Genomic DNA, 17,241 nt, shown 5'->3' with positions numbered 1-17,241 from the left:
GCGGATCAGCGCGCCGACCGCGGCCGGTCCGGGTTGCCGCGCGGCGGTACGGTGTCGCGGATGGACGGGGAACGGGTGACCGGGCGTCGTGCGTCGCGGTCCGGCCGCCGCTGGACGCGGGTGACGGCCGGCGTGGCGGTGGCGGTCGCATCGACGCTGGCCGGGTGCGGCGATCATCGCGGCGACGTGCTGGCCGAGGACGCGGCGACGGCCGACGCGAAGAGTCTCAACGAGGCACTGGGGGATCGCAGCCGCCCCCGCGACGCCGCGTCGATCGCCGCGACCGAGATCCCGGTGGAAGCCCGGCCGCTCGCGGAACCGGAGGCGGGCTCGACCGTACGCCGGGAGGTCCTGGCCTGGTCGGGTCGCGTCTTCGGCGACGAGCTGGCCACCATCGACGTCCGGTTCGTCGTCTCCGTGCCGCAGCGGTCGGCGCGCGCGTTCGGCGACACCGGCCACACCGCCGGCTCGGCCACCCGCTGCTACCGCTACGAGCTGCGGCTCTATCGCTCCACGTCCTACCGGGAGATCGACTGCCCGTCCGGGGCCGCTCCCCCGCCGCCCAGCGCCGCGCCGGTGCCGAAGGTTCCGGACGACGGACGCACGCGACTCACCGCGGTGCTGCGCACGGCCACCCCGGAGACGCTGGCCGGCGCGGTGCGGGCCGCGTTCCCGCAGGAGTGGATCACCGTCGACACGACGACTCACGAGGGTGCGCTGGTCGCCGCCGTGGGCGTGCCGGCGGAACGGGACTGCCTGCTGCTGGTGCGTACGCCCGCCGGGAAGATCGAGGAGCCCGGGTACGACCGGATCTGGCTGGAGCCGGGCGAGACCGGCTGCCGCACCGGCCTGTACGTCGCACCACCGCGCTGATCCGTCAATGTAGCGTTGACAGGTGCTTCCGGAACCGACGCGGCTGGCCGAGATCGGGGCCGCCCGCGCCCGCCTGGACGACCGCGAACTGGAGCTGATCGACCGGGCCCGGCACGACGGCGTCACCTGGGCGCAGATCGCCGACGCCCTGGGCCTGAGCAGCCGGCAGGCCGCCGAGCAGCGCCGGCAACGGCTCGTGGCGGCCCGCCGTTCACGGTTGGGGCGACTCGACCGGGCCTGGTCGGTCGAGGTGGTGGCGCTGCGGGCGGCGGTCGCCGACCTGGACCGGTGGATCGGGGCGGATCGGGCGTGGGACGGCCGGTTCCGCCGGGCGGCGCTGGTGCGCCGTACGTGCGCCTCGGCCCGGGACGCCCCGCCGGGACCGCTGTTCGCGCTGGCCGCGTACCTCGTCGACGACCTGGCGACGGTCGGACCGCGACTGCCGGCGCCGGCCCGGGAGGCCGCCCGGCGGATCGCGGCGACCGTGTCAACGAAACATTGACGACCTTGCCACGTGCGCGCTCAAGAATCGAGGATGTGAGTCTTCCCCGCTCCATCCCGGAGGGCTCATGCGCCGCAACGCCGTGCTGTTCGTGGCCATCTCGCTGCTGTCCGGGCTCGGCGGCAGCGCCATGTCGTTGGTCGCCGGCATCTGGGTGCTCGACCTGACCGGATCCACCGGGCTGGCCGCGCTCGCCGGGCTCTGCGTCTACGCCCCGGTGCTGGCCGGGCCCTGGCTCGGCGGGCTGCTCGACCGCGCGCCGCGTCGACCTCTGGTCATCGGCGTCAACCTGGCGCTGGCCGCCGCCCTGCTCAGCCTGCTCGCGGTGCACGGGCCCGGCCAGGCGTGGCTGATCTTCACGGTCTCGTTCGCCTACGGCGTCAGCTACGTGCTCATCGACGCCGGCGAGACGGCGTTGCTGCCGGCGGCGCTGCCCCCGGCGAGGCTCGCCGACGTCAACGGCTGGCGTTCCAGCGCGCAGGAGGGCATGAAACTGGTCGCTCCGCTGGCCGGGGCGGGCCTCTACGCGTGGCGGGGCGGGCACCCGGTCGCCGTGCTCAGCGCCGTCGTGCCGGTGCTCGTCGCCGTCGGGTACGGCGCGCTGCGGTTGCGGGCCACCGACGCCGACCCGTCCCCGGGCGACCGGCCCGCGGCGGCGGCGCGCCCGACCGGCCTCCGGGTCGGACTCGCCGTCCTCCTGCGCCGGCGCGCGGTGCGCGTACCCGTCGCGCTCGCCGCGGTGTCGATCGCCATGTCCGGCTTCACCACCGCGGCGCTCTACGCGGTGGTGGTCGAGGAACTGGCCCTGCCGTCGACGTTCCTCGGCGTACTGGCCAGCGCGCAGGGCGCCGGTTCGGTGCTCGCCGGGCTGGTCGTCGGCCGGCTGGTCGCCCGCCGGGGCGCGGCGGCGGTCGGTGTCGCCGGCGCGGTGCTGTTCGCCGCCGGCTGTCTGGGCCGCTGCCTGCCCTGGTGGCCGGCCACGGTGGCCGCCTCCGCGATCGTCGGCGTGGGTCTGCCGTGGACGCTCGTCGCCGCCGTCACGGCGGTGCAGACGCACACGCCCGCGGAGCTGCTCGGACGCGTGGCCGGCACCGCGAACACCGCGATGTTCGGGCCGATAACGCTGGCCATCCCGCTCGGCTCGGTCGCCGTGCACGCCGGCGGGCGGCCACCGTTCGTCGCCGCGGCCGGGGCGTGCCTGGCCGCCGCGCTGGTCGCGGTCGCCCCGGCCGGGTGGAGGCGTCAGCCCGGTTCGGACGACGAGAGGCGGGCCAGGTGGCGGATCAGGTCGGACCGCGAGCGGAGCTGCAACTTCCGGTAGACGTTGCCGAGGTGGTACTCCACCGTCTTGGGCGACAGGAAGATCCGGGTGGCGATCTCCCGGTTCGTCAGCCCGTCCGCGACGTGCAGGGCGATCTGCCGTTCCTGGCTGGTCAACCGGTCGACGCCCCGGTCGTCGGGGGCCGGGGCCCGCCGACCGGTCGCGTCGATCTCGGCCCGGCAGCGTCGCGCCCACCCCTGGGCGCCGGCCGTCTCGAACAGCCGCAGGGCGGCGTGCAACTGGACCCGCGCGTCGCGGCGCCGCTTCGCCCGACGCAGCCGCTGGCCGTGGTCGAACAGCGTCCGGGCCCGCTCCAGCGGGGCGTCCGCCCCGTCACAGCGGGCCAGCGCCGCCGCGAACGCCTCGTCCAGGTCCGGTTCCGGGGCGAGCAGGGCGGCGACCCGCGCCGCCACCACCCGGGAGGCGACCCGGCCGTCGCCCAGCTCCGCCAGCAGCTCCGCCGTCCGCTCCGGGCGGCCCAGTCGGGCGTACGCCTGGGCCAGCTCGCCGACCACCGGGAGCCAGCCCGGCTCCACCAGCCCGCCGCGCCGCTGGACGGAGCGGATCCACTCCAGCTCGGTCGCCGCCTCGCGCCAGCGCGCCGCGACGACCGACGTGACGGCGGTGGCGTATCGGAGCCGGACCTCGACCTCCCCGAACTCGACCGGCAGGACCCGGCGCGCCTCCCGGACCCGCGCCAGCGCCTGTGACTCGGCCCCCAGCAGCGCCTCCACGAGCGCGAGCCCGGCCAGCGCCTCCGCCCGCAGCACCGGCAGGGCCACCTGCTCGGCGATCCGGACCGCCTCGGTGGCCGCCTGGTAGGCGGCGTGCAGCCGGCCTACGCGCCACTCCAGCTCGGCGAGTCGGGGCAACGCGTACGCCAGCAGGAACACGTCCTCACTCGCGCGCGCCCGGTCGACCTCCGGTGCCAGCAACGCCCGCGCCGTATCGTGGTCGCCCAGCCAGCAGAACACCTCGGCCAGTTCCGCGGCCGAGCCGTCGGCGTGCCCGGCGCAGACGGCGACGCACTCCCGGGCCAGCGTCGCGCCCTCGGGCAGCCCGGCCAGCACCTGCGCGGCGGCCAGCCGGATCAGCCCCTTGGGCCAGGGCGGGCCGCCGGCGGTCCCGGCGAGCGTCACGACCCGCGTGCACAGCGGCAGCATTCCGGCGATGTCGAACCGGGCCCAGAGCTGGTTGACCCCGGCACTCGTCAGCTTGGCCGCGCCGAGTGGGTCGACGGCCGCATACGACTCCGCCTCAGCCAGGAACGCCCGGTCGTGCGCGGCGGCGCCGCCGTGCTTCTGGGCGAGGTGGGTCAGCAACGGCTTCACCCGGCACACCAGGTCGATCCGGCTGGTGAGGGTGAGCGCCTCCTCCCCCAGCGCCACGGCGTGCCGGCCGGCGCCCGCGTTGGCCCAGGCCCGGGCGGCGCTCATCAGGCGCGACGCCCGCAGGTCCGGGTCCGGCGTCAGGCGCGCCGACCGCTCGTACGCCCGCGCCTCGGCCACCACCCCGCCCCGCCGCTGCGCCCGCTCGGCCGACCCGGCCAGCAACGCGGCCACCCGCTCGTCCGGTGCGGTCGTCGCGGCGGCGAGGTGCCAGGCCCGGCGGTCGGCCGCGTCGGCGTCGGTCAGCACCGAGGCGATCGCACGGTGCGCCGCCCGGCGTTGCCCCGGACCGGCGACGGAATGCACCGCGGCCCGGGTCAGCGGGTGGCGGAACGTCACCTCCCGGTCGGCCAACCGGATCAGCCCGGCGTCGACCGCCGGGTCGAGCACGTCCAGGTGCAACCCCTCCACGGCCAGCACCTGCGCGAGCAGCGCCGGTCCGGTCGTACCGGCCACCGCGCAGACGACCAGCGCGCGCCAGGTCGCCGCCGGCAGGCCGCGGGCGTGCGCCAGGACGCTCGTGCGGATGCGGTCCGCCAGCACCAGCGGCTGCTCCAGCGGCAACCAACCGTGCCGGTGCTCCTCGCCCAGCGTCGCCGGCAGCTCGATCAGGGCCAGCGGGTTGCCGGCGGTGGCCGCCGCCAGGTCGGTAGCCGCCCGCCGGTCGAGCCCGGCGCGCATGGCGAGGCGGACGGCGGCGTCGGGCGCGAGCCCGGCCACCGGCAGCTCCGGCACGCCGCGCGCCTCGAAGCCGGGGACGTCGCGGGCGGCGAAGACCACCGCCACGCGGTCGGCGAGCAGGCGCCGCGCGGTGAACAGCAACGCCTCGGCGGAGGCGGGGTCGATCCAGTGCGCGTCGTCCACCAGGCACAGCACCGGCGTACGCTCGGCCGCCGTCGTGAGAAGCGTCAACGTCGCGACGTACGCGGCCAGCCGGTTGACCGTGCCGGACCCGCCGTCGATGGCCAGCACGGTGCGCAGCGCGTCGGCCTGGCGTGCCGGCAGTTCGTCGAGCCGGTCCAGCAGCGGGCGCACCAGCTCGTACAGCGCGGAGAACGGCAGCTCCGCCTCGAACGGCACCCCGGTCGCGCGCAGCACCCGCATCCCGGCGGCGTGCGCGGCGCAGTGGTCCAGCAGGGCCGTCTTGCCCACGCCCGCGGCGCCGCGCAGCACCAGGGCGCCGCCGCGACCGTCCACGGCGTCGGCCAGCAGGCCGGTCAGCCGGCGGCACTCGTCGGCCCGGCCGAGCAGATCGTCCGCGCCGCCGTCGACCGCCGTGCCGCCCTCGACGACCGCGCCGCCGTCGATCGCCGTGCCGCCCTCTACCGCCGTGCCGCCGGCGGCGGCCGGAACCGCCGTTACCCCCATGGCCGCACGTTAGCCGCTGAGCCGTTCCGGACCGATGGTGGCGACACGTTCCCGACAGCGACCCGTCGTGGCCGCATCGACTAGGAGGTTCCCGGATCCGGGCGACGCCGGCCGTGCCTAGCGTCGTCACCAGCCGGGAAGCGGCGCCGAGGGCGGAACGACACCGATCGGCGCGTCCCGGCGGAGGGAAGCGGGTTCGAGTCGATGGGAGACACGGCAATGATCAGAAAAAGGGTCGGCGGGGTACTGGCGGCGGGCGTGCTGGCCACCGGGCTCGGGGCGGTCCTCGCCCCTCCGGCGCAGGCGGCGAGCGGCTACTACGGCATCGTCAACTACGGCAGCGGCAAGTGCCTGGAGGTGGACCGGTACGGCGCGCCCTCGTCGCTGGGCGGGCTGGTCGTGCAGCGGACCTGCGACGGGCAGGCCGTGCAGCACTGGTCGCCGGTCGGCCAGAGCCCCTACACGTTCGTCAACCGGTTCAGTGGGATGTGCGTGGACGTGCGCAACGGCGTCAACGCCGACGGCACCCCGTTGCAGCAGTGGGCCTGCACCGGCACGACGAGCATGAAGTGGACGGTGAACCCGAACTCGTTCAGCGGGGTGCACCAGATCAAGTCCCAGGTCGGCGGCCGGTGCATGGACGTGCGCGGCGGGTCGTCCAGCGACGGCGCGACCGTGCAGATCTACCACTGCACCGGGTTCGGCAACCCGGCGCAGGTCTGGTCCTTCTCGCCGGCGTGACCCGTGGTGGCGCGGCCCGTCCCCCTTCCCCGGGGACGGGCCGCGCCGATCCGGTCAGCGCCAGGTGTCGGTGTTGGCGCGGGTGCCGCCGGCCGGTGTGGTGAAGCTCCGGTTGGCGCCGGACTCCCAGGTCACCGAGCCGTCCGGGTTCTTCTTCACGTACTTGTACTCGACCGCGGTGTTCGGCGGCAGGTCCACCGTGCCTCGCCACACCGGGTAGGTGGCCGCGGAGAGCGCCACCCCGTTGGCCGGGTTCCACCCGCCCAGCGCCGCGACGTTGCCGACCACGAACACGTTCTGCCCGTAGGAGGTGGCCGCGGTGACCGCGAACGAAGTGGCCACCGCCGTCGAGACGGTGTCACCGCGGAAGGTCTCGGTCACCGCGTACGTGCCGGTGGCCGGCGTGGTGAGGCTCCGGTTCGCGCCGGACTCCCAGGTGACCGCGCCGGCCGCGGTCACCTTGACGAACTTGTACTCGACCGCCGTGGAGCGGGGCAGGTCGACGGTGGCGCGGTAGGCGCCGCCGCCCTGGGCGGTGAGCCTGACGCCGTTGGCCGGCGTCCACGAGCCCAGCTCGGGGACGCTGCCGACGACGTACACGTCCTGGCCGGCGGCCGGGGTGGCGCTCACGGTGAACGTGGTGGCGACCCGGTCGGTGGGGTTGCCGGTCGGGGACGCGGTCGGCGAGGCCGTCGGGGACGCGGTCGGCGAGGGGTTCGTGCCGGGCCGGGCGTTGACGTGCACCGCGACGGCGTTGTTCGCTCCGATGGTGACGGTGGCCCGCCCGCCGGCGACGGTCACCGTGCCGCCGGTGCAGCCGTCGGCGGTGGCGACTCCGGAGATGACGTCGCAGTAGCGGCCGTCGGCCAGCCCGGTGGCGAACGTGGCGGTGGCGGCGGAACCGGAGTCGTTGATGCCGATCCAGGCCCGGTCACCCCGGTGGAAGCCGATCACGTTGCTGTTCACCGTGGTGAAGTCGGAGACCGTCTTCACCGGCCGGGCGGTGTTGGCCCAGCCGACCATGCCCTTGATGCCGGCGCTGCGGCTCAGGCAGTTCCAGGCCGCGCCGCAGGCCGTGTCGGTGACCCGCCCGGTGCCGTCGCTGGGCGGGGACTGGTTGCGGTTCGACCAGGTGAAGCTGTCGTAGACCGACGGCTTGCCGTGCGGGTACGCCAGTGCGAAGTAGTTGGCGAGCACGTAGTCGGTGCCGTTCTTGTACGACAGGACCACGCCGTCGCGTTCCAGGTCGTGGTTGGTGACCATGGCGAAGACGTTGGCGCTCGGCGCGTCGAGGTTCCAGTTCGGCACGTTGGCCAGCGTGGAGACGGAACCGAGGAACGCGGAGCGGATGCCCTTGGCGTACCCGAAGTCGAGCACGTCGCCGTTGCCGGTGAACGCCCGGGCCTGCAACGCCGGGTTGCTGGAGCCGTCGAAGATCTCCTGGGCCACGTACGGCCGCCGGCCCTCGGCGACGGTGTTGTCGAGCTTGCCGATGATCGCCGCGAAGTCGTCCTTCCTGATGTGCTTGACCGCGTCCACCCGGAAGCCGTCGACGCCGAGGCCGATCAGGTCGTTGAGGTAGCCGGCGATCTTGTCACGGACCGGCTCCTTCTCGGTGTAGAGGTCCGACAGGGACAACAGCTCGCAGCTGGTCACCTGGGCCTCGTTGTTCCAGTCGGTGATGCCGCCGCCGGTCGGGCAGTTGTCCCCGGGGCGGTGGAAGTCCCCGCTGCCGTACGGCACGGCCGGGTAGCTGTAGCCGGAGAACTCGGTGCCTGCGTAACCACGCGTGCCGGCCGGGTTGTTGGTGCCGGCCATGTGGTTGACCACCGCGTCGACGTAGACCCGGACGCCGGCGGCGTGACAGGCGGTGACCATGGCGGCGAACTGCTGCCGGTTGCCGAACCGGCTGTCCAGCCGGTACGACACCGGCTGGTACACCTCGAACCAGGGGTGCACGCCGTCCGGGCTGTTCGGCAGGCTTACCGACTCCTGCGGCGGGGCCACCTGCACCGCGCCGTAGCCGGCGGGTCCGAGGTGGTCGGTGCAGGCGGCGGCGACCGAGGGCCAGTTCCACTCCCAGAGGTTGGCGGTCACCTCGCTGTCGTTGAGGGTGACGGCGGCACGGGCGGGGGTGGCGGTGGTGGCGGCGGTGACGACGGCCGTGCCGCCGGCCGCGACGAGCGCGGCGGCGAGCAACAGGCGGCCGGCCCGGCGTCGCGGGTGTGGCCTGGCGGATTCCATGGCAGGGGGACCTCTTCCGGGGGCTCGAAGGGGTGCGCGGGGATGGACGGCCGTCCAGGTGCGACCACGATGCGGCATCCATGAAAGCCTTTGCAAGACCTTGCGGCAAAGTTTTTGAAACTTGCAAGCAACATGGATGCCCACCGGCGTCCTGCGGCCCGCCGTCACGCGGCCGCCCCGACGGCCGGGGCACGCCGCCGCCGGACGACGACGCCGACCACATTGAGGGCGGCGCCCCACAGCACCGCCGCGGCCACCCACCGCGCCCATCCCGCCCACCCCGGCGCCGCGCCGAGGACTCCCTGCAGGGCCCCGTACGGGGTGAGCCAGTCGCGGGCCGCACCCAGCGGCGTGAGCAGCGCGTAGGCGCCGAGCGGCAGCACGATCGTGGCCAGGCAGCCCCACACCGGCCGGGCGATCAGCAACCCCAGCCCGGTGCCGACGAGCTGCGCGAGCACCTGCACCAGCACGCCCGCCACCGCGATCCCGCCGACGTTCGCCCACGGCTCGGGCGCCACGGAGCCGGACGCGGCCGACGCGGCGACGACGATCGCGTCGCCGGCAAGCCCGACGGCCACCGCGATCAGCGTCGCGCCGACCAGCGTGGGGAGCACCGGCCCGCCGGATGTCCTACGGAGATCGCTCGCGAGCAGGACGCCGACGAACGGCAGCGGAACGGAGACGAAGGCGTGCACCAACTCGCCGAACGTGGCGGCGGTGCGCTCCGCGGGCGGGAGCCCGGCCAGGAGCGCCCCGGCGGCGAGGATCCCCACCCCGACCGTCACCGACAGCAGGACCCGGCGGCCCCGGGTCGCGACCGCACGCCGCAGCGTCCCGGCGATCGTCTCGTTCGTCGTCACAGGATCCTCCCCCTGGTCAGCCGGACCCGAACGAGGATCGCCGTCGGGCACGCGCCGGCACACCGGCCGGCGGATCCACCCGCTCCCCTACTTTGGTAGCTGGCGTCTCCCGACGTACCGCCTAGGCTGCCGGCATGGCCGCCGCGCTGTTCGCCCTGCTCGTGCCGGACCCGACGAGCGACCGGGCGGCCGCGCGTGACCGCCTCGCCGACGGCGTGGCGGTCACCGTGGCGCTGGGTTACGGCCTGACGATGCTGCGCATCGGCGACGCGACCGCGGCCGGCGCGGCGATCCCGTGGCCGGTCGACGTGCTGATCGGCCTGCTCTGCGCCGTCCCGCTGCTGGTCCGGCGACGCCGGCCGGTGGCCGTGCTGCTGGCGCTGCTGCCGTTCGGGGCGATCTCGGTGACCGCGACCGGGCCGATCCTGGCCGCGCTGTTCACCGCGGCCGTCCGCCACCGGGCCCGGCTGCTGTTCACGCTGGGCGCGGCGCACGTCGGCACCGGGGTGGTCTACTTCCTGCTCCAGACCGATCCGCCGTACCCGATCTGGGTGGACGTCGTCATGCGTACTGTGACCGGCGCCGCGGCGATCGGCTGGGGCCAGTTCGTGCAGGCCTACCGGCGGCTCACCGAGTCGCTGCGGACGCACGCCGCACGGTTGCAGGCCGAGCAGCACCTGCGCGTCGACCAGGCGCGACTCACCGAGCGGGCCCGGATCGCCCGGGAGATGCACGACGTGCTGGCGCACCGGATGTCGTTGATCAGCCTGCACGCGGGCGCGCTCGAGGTGCGGACCGACGCCCGACCCGACGAGATCGCGATCGCGGCCGGCGCGATCCGGTCCAGCGCCCACGAGGCGCTCGAGGAGTTGCGGGCGGTGGTCGGCGTCGCGGGCCGCCCGGAGCCGCCGCAACCCGGCCTCGGCGACGTGCCGGAGCTGGTCGCCAGCGTCCGCGCGGCGGGGATGCGCGTCGAGTTCGCCGCCGAGGTGGCCGGCGACGATCCACCGACGATGGTGGGGCGGACGGTCTACCGGATCGCGCAGGAGGCGCTGACCAACGCCCGCCGGCACGGCAGTGACGCGAGCGCGGCGATCCGGCTGGCCGGGCGGCCGGGCGACGGGCTGCGCATCGTGGTGGTCAACCCGTCCGCGCCGGCGGACGGACGCACCGCCGGGCGGCTCGGTGGGATGGGGCTGGTCGGCATCGGCGAACGGGTGGCACTGGCCGGCGGCCGGGTACGGTACGGCGCGGAGGACGGGGAGTACCGGCTGGAGGCATGGCTGCCGTGGCCGACGTGAGCGGCGCACCGCCCACCGCCGCGCCGGATCCCGGCCGGCGACCGATCCGGCTGGCCGTCGTGGACGACGACCCGCTGGTCCGGGCCGGGTTGCGCATCCTGGTCGGCGGGTCGCCCGACATCGAGGTGGTCGCGGAGGCGGCCGACGGCGCGCAGGCCGTGTCGATGGCCCACGCGCACTGGCCGGACGTGATCCTCATGGACGTCCGGATGCCCCGCCTCGACGGGCTGGTCGCCACCCGCCGGATCCGGTCCCGACCGGGCGCGCCGGAGGTCATCGTGCTGACCACGTTCGACGCCGACGAGTACGTGCTGGACGCGCTACGCGGCGGCGCGTGCGGATTCCTGCTCAAGGACACCCCGCCGCGGGAGATTCTCGCCGCCGTCCGTACCGTCGCCGCCGGGGCGGCGATCCTGTCCCCGGCGGTGGTCCGCCGGCTGATCGACCACGTCGCGGACCCGGTCGCGGGAAGCCGCCGGGCCCGCGCCCGGGAACGGCTGGCCGCGCTCACCGACCGGGAACGGGACGTGGCGGTGCTCGTCGGCCAGGGCCGGTCGAACGCCGAGATCGCCGCCGGGCTGCGCGTGAGCGTACCGACCGTGAAGGGGCACGTGTCGCGGTTGCTGGCCAAGTTGGGCCTGAACAACCGGGTGCAGATCGCCCTGCTCGTGCACGACGCCGAACTGCTCTGAGCCGGACGCCCGTCGCCGGCTCACCCGGAACGCGACGGGCGGGTCAGTACCGCCGCCGGGGCAGCCAGCCCAGGAAGCGCGCTCGGGCCTGCGGCACGGTCATGGCCGGCAGGTCCTGGGTGGCGGCGACCAGGCAGGTGCCGAGATACACGGCGAGCCCCGCGGTGGTGCCGCCGAACTCGACCAGCAGCTGGCTCTGCTTGGTGGGGCAGGGCCACTCGGCGGCGCAGCCACTGCACCGCCAGTTCGGCGGGAGCGGCAGGTGCGCCGGCGTGACCGCGTACCGGTGGGACGCGTCGTTGCGGACGTACCCGTCACGGCGGGTCGGACGCGTCTCGGCGGGTGGCGGCTGGACCAGGCACAGGCGCGCGCGGGTGAGCATCGCGCCGACGCGGACCAGTGCCTCCGGCCCGAGCCGGTGGGTGAGCACCACCGTGAGCAGGTGGTGGCCGAGCGCGTCGAACTCGTCGATCGTCCACTCCAGCCGTCCACACAGCTCGCCCAGCGGTCTTCCGTCCACCCTGGACCGCTGGCCGAGCAGTGCCTCGTGCAGCGTCTCACGCAGGGCCACGCCGAGGGCGGCCTCGTGCCCGTCGAACCGGCCTCCCCCACCGGAGTCACCGTCGAGGCGGCGCATCGTCTCGGCCGCCACCATCCACGCCAGTCGTCGTGCCTCGGTCACGTCCACCTGCGCCCCCTCTTCCGCCCACCGCCCGGCGCGACGGCCCCGGACAACGACCCTTCCCGATCGATCGAGGCCCGGACTACGTCGCAGAACGAACGGAGACCGCAATCCCTGATCGCTGGGCGCAAGTCCCATGGGTGGGATCAACGATGAGCGCAATTCCTATCAAGGAAATACCATCGACAGGGTCGGGCCACCAATACGCTCGCGAATTCCGGAAAGTAAGTTCCCAATTTGCAGGGGACGACGTGACACTCCCATTGACTACCAGTAAGGACTTCGACAGCCGGCAACCCGAGCTCATCCACCAGTATCTCGCCGAGGCGTACGGCACCCGGGGAATGTCCATCAGCAGCGGCGGCCACGACTACCGGCTCAGCCACCGCCGCCTGCACGCCGGCCCGTTCCGCGCCGACCGCACCACGCAGTCCGGCGATCTGCGGGTCACCGTCGAAGGAATGGATTCCGTGGTCGTCTGCGAGACCACGACCAGCTCGGTGAGCCGCACGTGTGACGGCGAGGAGGGGTGGTTCCGGCCCGGGGACGTGTTCCTCAGCGCCCGGCCGGGCCGCCCGTACCGGATTCGCTGGCGACCCGGCGAGGTCCTCGTGGTCCAGCTCGACCCACGACTGTGCGCCCAGGTCGCGAGCCCGGCCCCACGGCGGCGACCCGTCCCGGTCCAGTTCACCGGCCTGGCGCCCGCGTCGCCGGCGCTCGCCGACCACTGGCGGGCGACCGCCCACTACGTCCGCCTCGCCGTGCTGACCAACCCGGAGGCCAGCCGACAGCCACTGGTCCTCGGCGCGGCGGCGCGCACGCTCGCCGCGGCGGCGCTCGCCGTCTTCCCCAACACCGCGCTGACCGACCCGACCTGGCAGGACCGCCGGGACGCGGTGGCGCCGGCGGTACGCCGGGCGATCTCCTTCATGGAGGAGCACGCGGGCCAGGACATCAACCCGGCCGACGTGGCGGCCGCCGCCGCGGTGTCCGTCCGCTCGCTGCAACTGGCGTTCCGGCGACACCTGGACACCACACCCATGGCCCACCTTCGGCGGATCCGGCTGGAACGGGCCCACGAGGACCTCCGGCTGTCGGACCCGCGGCACGAGACGGTGAGCCGTATCGCCGGCCGGTGGGGCTTCCTCAACCACAGCCGGTTCACCGCCCACTACCGGTCCGTCTTCGGCGTACCGCCGAGCCGGACGCTGCACGACTGACCCGGGTGACGCGCCGAGCCCCGGTCGATCCGGGACGGATCGGCCGGGGCTCGGCGGTGGAACGGTGGATCAGACCAGGTCGAACCGGTCCAGCTCCATCACCTTGGTCCAGGCGGCGACGAAGTCGGTCACGAACTTCTCCCGCGCGTCCTCGCTGGCGTAGACCTCGGCGAGCGCCCGCAGCTGCGAGTTCGAGCCGAAGATGAGGTCGACCGCGGTGGCGGTCCACTTGACCTGGTCGGTGGCCAGGTCCCGGATCTCGTAGACGTGCTCCTCGGACTCCGACGCCTTCCACCGGGTGCCCGGGGAGAGCAGGTTGGCGAAGAAGTCGTTGCTCAGCACGCCCGGCCGGTCGGTGAGCACGCCGTGCGTCGTGCCGCCGACGTTGTTGCCGAGAGCGCGCAGGCCGCCCACCAGGACGGTCATCTCCGGCGCGGTCAGGTTGAGCATGTACGCGCGGTCGACGAGCAGCACCTCCGGCTCGGTCTTCTCGCCCGGCCGCAGGTAGTTGCGGAACCCGTCGGCGCGCGGCTCCATCACCCGGAACGACTCGACGTCGGTCTGCTCCTGGGTGGCGTCGGTGCGACCGGCCCGGAACGGCACGGTCACCTCGACACCGGCGTCCCGCGCCGCCTTCTCCACGGCGGCCGTACCGGCCAGCACGATCAGGTCGGCGAGCGAGATCCGGGCACCGCCGGCGGAGTTGAACTCCTGCTGGATGCCCTCCAGGGTGGCCAGCACGGTGGCGAGCTGCTCGGGCTGGTTGACCTCCCAGTTGCGCTGCGGCTCCAGCCGGATCCGCGCGCCGTTCGCGCCACCGCGCTTGTCGGTGGAGCGGTAGCTGGCGGCCGAGGCCCAGGCGGTGGAGACCAGCTGGGCGGTGGTGAGGCCGGAGTCGAGGACCTTCGCCTTGAGCGCTGCGACGTCGGCGTCACCGACCAGCTCGTGGTCGGCGGCCGGCACCGGGTCCTGCCACAACTGGGCCTCCGGGACCCACGGGCCGAGGAAGCGGCTGACCGGGCCCATGTCGCGGTGCAGCAGCTTGTACCACGCCTTGGCGAACGCCAGCGCGAACTCGTCCGGGTGCTCCAGGAAGCGGCGCGAGATCTTCTCGTACGCCGGGTCGACGCGCAGCGACAGGTCGGTCGTCAGCATCGTCGGCCGGTGCTTCTTCGACGGGTCGTGGGCGTCCGGGATGATCGCCTCGGCGTCCTTGGCGACCCACTGCTTGGCCCCACCCGGGCTGGTGGTCAGCTCCCACTCGTAGCCGAAGAGGATCTCGAAGAAGCGGTTGCTCCACTCGGTCGGCCGGTCGGTCCACGTCACCTCGAGACCGCTGGTGATCGTGTCCCCGCCCTTGCCGCTGCCGTGGGTGCTCAGCCAGCCGAGGCCCTGCGCCTCCAGCGGTGCGCCCTCCGGCTCCGGGCCGACGTGGTTGTCGGCGACGCCCGCGCCGTGGGTCTTGCCGAACGTGTGACCGCCGGCGATGAGGGCGACGGTCTCCTCGTCGTTCATCGCCATCCGGCGGAACGTCTCGCGGATGAAGTGCGCCGCCGCGAGCGGGTCGGCGTTGCCGCGGGGACCCTCCGGGTTGACGTAGATGAGGCCCATCTCGGTGGCGCCGACGCCGGCCGACATCTCCTGCTCGGAGGCGTAACGCTCGTCGCCGAGCCAGGTGTCCTCCGGGCCCCAGAAGATCTCCTCGGGCTCCCAGACGTCCTGGCGGCCGAAGCCGAAGCCGAAGGTCTTGAAGCCCATCGACTCCAGCGCGACGTTGCCGGCCAGCACCAGCAGGTCGGCCCAGGAGATCTTCTGGCCGTACTTCTGCTTCACCGGCCAGAGCAGCCGGCGGGCCTTGTCCAGGTTGGCGTTGTCCGGCCAGCTGTTCAGCGGGGCGAAGCGCTGCCCGCCGTCGCCGGCGCCGCCGCGGCCGTCCTCGATCCGGTAGGTGCCGGCGGCGTGCCAGCTCATCCGGATCATCAGGCCGCCGTAGTGGCCGAAGTCGGCCGGCCACCACTCCTGCGAGGTGGTGAGCACCTCGGTGATGTCGCGCTTGAGGGCCTCGACGTCGAGCTTGGCGAACTCCCGGGCGTAGCTGAAGTCGGCCCCCAGCGGGTTGCCCTTGGACGAGTGGGCGTGCAGCACCGACAGGTCGAGCTGGTTGGGCCACCAGTCGCGGTTGGTGCGCGGACGGCCACCGGTCTTCGGGGTCGGCGAGTCGATCGCCGGGTTCTCGCTCTCGCTGCCCTGCGCGGTCGCGGAGTCGTGCGCGACCGGGCAGCCGGCCGCCTCCTTGGCGTCCACGCCCTGGGCGCTGACGGGCCCGTTGTCCTGGGTGTCGCTCATCTGTTTCCTTCCGAACTGGCGGGTCACTGGCCGAACTGGCGGATCAGTGGGCGGTGCGGTCGGTCGCGCAGTCGGGGCAGGTGCCCCAGTAGACGACCTCCGCCTCGTCGACCACGAAGCCGTGGTCGTCGGAGGCGGTGAGGCAGGGGGCGTGACCGACGGCGCACTCCACGTCGGCGATCGCGCCGCACGAGCGGCAGACGATGTGGTGGTGGTTGTCCCCCACCCGGGACTCGTAGCGGGCGACGGCGCCGGCCGGCTGGATGCGGCGCACCAGGCCGGCGTCGGTGAGCGCCCGGAGCACGTCGTAGACCGCCTGGTGGGAGACCGTCGGCTGGTCCGCCCGGACCAGCGCGATCACGGTGTCGGTGTCGACGTGCGGATGGTCCCGCAGGGCGGCGAGCACCGCCAGGCGGGGCCGGGTCACGCGCAACGAGACCGCCCGCAGCTGGGTCTCGAAGTCGGACGTCATGCCCCGACCCTAGTCCAGTCTTCTGGAATGAATCAAGTTTCCGTCACGGTGTGTCGGCCGGCACACACGGACGTGGGGGGCGCCGCGATCGCGGCGCCCCCCACCCGGAAAGGCCTGCTCAGCTGGTCGAGCAGGTTGCCGTCGGCGTGGTGTTGTTGCCGTTCTTGTAGAGCGTGATGCCGAAGTTGTTGCCGTTGCCGTTGGGCCGGGCGGTGAGCGTGCCGCTGGTGCCGCTGACCGACGCGTTCCAGCTGTTCTGCAGGCTCTGCCCGCCCTGGGTCTGGATCCGGACCGTCCAGTTGCTGCTGCCGCTGACCGAGAACGTGGTGTTGAACCTGTCGCTCCAGTCCTCGGCCCGGTTCACGCTGACCGTGCAGCCGCCGCCGTTGCTGGGCGGCGGGGTGGTCGGGTTGGAGCCGCCGGAGCTGTCCACCGTGATGTTGGAGTTCCCGCTGCTCTGGTAGCCCTCGGTGGCCAGGATCTGGTAGTCGTGGTTGCCCAGGTTCATGCCGAGCCGGGACCAGGCGCTGAAGTGGTTGCCGGCGCTGATCGTGCCGCCGACCCGCTTCGACTGCCGGACGCTCCAGTACTGGTAGAAGGTCTGGGTACCGTCGATCGAGGGCGCGTTGACCCGCTGGGTGCGGTAGATGTCGTACGTGCCGCCGTCGCTGCTGACCGTACCCATGAAACCGCTGCCCGGCGGGCGCCAGCTGCCCCAGCTGTCGACGATGTAGTACTCGACGAGCGGGCTGCGGGTCCACCCGTAGAGGGTGAGGTAGGCGTTGCCGGACGGGTTGAAGCTGCCGGAGTACGTGACGTTGCGCGCGGTGCCGGGCTTCCAGCCCTTGCCGGCCACGAAGTTGTTGATGCCGCTCCACTGGGTGCTGTATTGACCGCCGTTCCCCATGGTCATGGAGACGTTGCCACTGTCCTTCCAGAAGGAGAAGAAGTAGCCGTTGTTGGTGCCGGTCTGGTTCGACGTGACGGTCGTGTCGGCGTAGGCCGGACCCGACAGGACCGCGGTCGCGCCGGCGGCGGCGAGCGCCACGGCGCAGGCGCCGCCGAGGAGCGTCCTGAGGCGTCCGCGCCTGCGGCTGCCCGAGCGGACGGGGGCGTCGTTCATGGGCGAGTTTCCTCCCTGTGGTGGCTGGTGCGCGGCCGATTGTCATAGAGGTGAATCGATGGTCAGTATCGAAGGCGGCCGTTCATCGTGTCAACAACTTCCGGAAAC

Annotated in this window: 14 protein-coding genes; 7 read left to right on the top strand and 7 right to left on the bottom strand. The window is 73.7% G+C overall.

All coding sequences use genetic code 11. The annotated features are described in order from the left end of the window. Positions 1 to 60 precede the first annotated feature (60 nt). From O7598_RS10935 to O7598_RS10925, 3 genes are all read left to right on the top strand, one after another. Positions 61 to 873, top strand: a complete 813-nt coding sequence (locus O7598_RS10935) for a hypothetical protein (RefSeq protein ID WP_269691211.1) — start codon at positions 61 to 63, stop codon at positions 871 to 873. Positions 874 to 895: 22 nt separating this feature from the next. Further along, positions 896 to 1,375, top strand: coding sequence for a hypothetical protein (locus tag O7598_RS10930; protein WP_269691210.1), 480 nt, complete (start codon positions 896 to 898; stop codon positions 1,373 to 1,375). A 67-nt stretch (positions 1,376 to 1,442) separates the two neighbouring features. After that, entirely contained in the window at positions 1,443 to 2,696 is a 1,254-nt protein-coding gene (locus O7598_RS10925; RefSeq protein WP_269691209.1) for an MFS transporter, read from the top strand. Here the strand turns inward: O7598_RS10925 and O7598_RS10920 are convergent. Further along, positions 2,618 to 5,452 (bottom strand): helix-turn-helix transcriptional regulator, encoded by a 2,835-nt coding sequence (locus O7598_RS10920; RefSeq protein ID WP_269691208.1) that lies wholly within the window; start codon positions 5,450 to 5,452, stop codon positions 2,618 to 2,620. The two genes, O7598_RS10925 and O7598_RS10920, sit on opposite strands and share 79 nt — an antisense overlap. A gap of 219 nt (positions 5,453 to 5,671) precedes the next feature. Here O7598_RS10920 and O7598_RS10915 point away from each other — a divergent pair, with 219 nt between their 5' ends. Then, on the top strand, positions 5,672 to 6,193 hold the full coding sequence (locus O7598_RS10915) for an RICIN domain-containing protein (protein WP_269691207.1): 522 nt from the start codon (positions 5,672 to 5,674) through the stop codon (positions 6,191 to 6,193). Between the two features lie 54 nt (positions 6,194 to 6,247). On the opposite strand, the gene O7598_RS10910 is transcribed toward O7598_RS10915, so the two are convergent. Together O7598_RS10910 and O7598_RS10905 are read right to left on the bottom strand one after the other, a co-directional pair. Beyond that, positions 6,248 to 8,437, bottom strand: coding sequence for a carbohydrate-binding module family 20 domain-containing protein (locus O7598_RS10910; protein WP_269691206.1), 2,190 nt, complete (start codon positions 8,435 to 8,437; stop codon positions 6,248 to 6,250). A gap of 164 nt (positions 8,438 to 8,601) precedes the next feature. Beyond that, entirely contained in the window at positions 8,602 to 9,297 is a 696-nt protein-coding gene (locus O7598_RS10905; protein WP_269691205.1) for a hypothetical protein, read from the bottom strand. A gap of 134 nt (positions 9,298 to 9,431) precedes the next feature. On the opposite strand from O7598_RS10905, the gene O7598_RS10900 reads away from it, so the two are divergent. Continuing rightward, positions 9,432 to 10,598: a sensor histidine kinase gene (locus tag O7598_RS10900; protein ID WP_269691204.1), complete on the top strand. Its 1,167-nt coding sequence runs from the start codon at positions 9,432 to 9,434 to the stop codon at positions 10,596 to 10,598. Beyond that, positions 10,577 to 11,290, top strand: coding sequence for a response regulator (locus O7598_RS10895; protein WP_269691203.1), 714 nt, complete (start codon positions 10,577 to 10,579; stop codon positions 11,288 to 11,290). The genes O7598_RS10900 and O7598_RS10895 overlap by 22 nt, the downstream gene beginning before the upstream one ends. A gap of 43 nt (positions 11,291 to 11,333) precedes the next feature. Here the strand turns inward: O7598_RS10895 and O7598_RS10890 are convergent, their stop codons facing one another. Beyond that, complete coding sequence (locus O7598_RS10890) at positions 11,334 to 11,978, bottom strand: hypothetical protein (protein WP_269691202.1); 645 nt, start codon at positions 11,976 to 11,978, stop codon at positions 11,334 to 11,336. Between the two features lie 257 nt (positions 11,979 to 12,235). Between O7598_RS10890 and O7598_RS10885 the strand changes: the two genes are divergently transcribed. After that, entirely contained in the window at positions 12,236 to 13,192 is a 957-nt protein-coding gene (locus tag O7598_RS10885) for an AraC family transcriptional regulator (protein ID WP_269691201.1), read from the top strand. 69 nt (positions 13,193 to 13,261) lie between these two features. On the opposite strand, the gene katG is transcribed toward O7598_RS10885, so the two are convergent. The 3 genes from katG to O7598_RS10870 all read right to left on the bottom strand — a co-directional run bounded on the left by katG (position 13,262) and on the right by O7598_RS10870 (position 17,133). Then, positions 13,262 to 15,538 carry a catalase/peroxidase HPI gene (katG, locus tag O7598_RS10880; protein ID WP_269691200.1) on the bottom strand — a complete coding sequence of 759 codons (2,277 nt, stop codon included), beginning with the start codon at positions 15,536 to 15,538 and terminating at the stop codon, positions 13,262 to 13,264. Positions 15,539 to 15,581: 43 nt separating this feature from the next. After that, positions 15,582 to 16,010 (bottom strand): Fur family transcriptional regulator, encoded by a 429-nt coding sequence (locus tag O7598_RS10875; protein WP_091055349.1) that lies wholly within the window; start codon positions 16,008 to 16,010, stop codon positions 15,582 to 15,584. Positions 16,011 to 16,128: 118 nt separating this feature from the next. After that, a complete protein-coding gene (locus O7598_RS10870) occupies positions 16,129 to 17,133 on the bottom strand; it encodes a glycoside hydrolase family 11 protein (protein WP_269691199.1) in 1,005 nt (334 codons plus the stop codon). Positions 17,134 to 17,241 lie beyond the last annotated feature (108 nt).

The organism is Micromonospora sp. WMMC241, assembly GCF_027460165.1.
Taxonomy (GTDB): Bacteria; Actinomycetota; Actinomycetes; order Mycobacteriales; family Micromonosporaceae; genus Micromonospora; species Micromonospora humi.
Note: the sequence above shows the minus strand (reverse complement) of the source record. Positions and strands in the feature narration are given on the sequence as shown.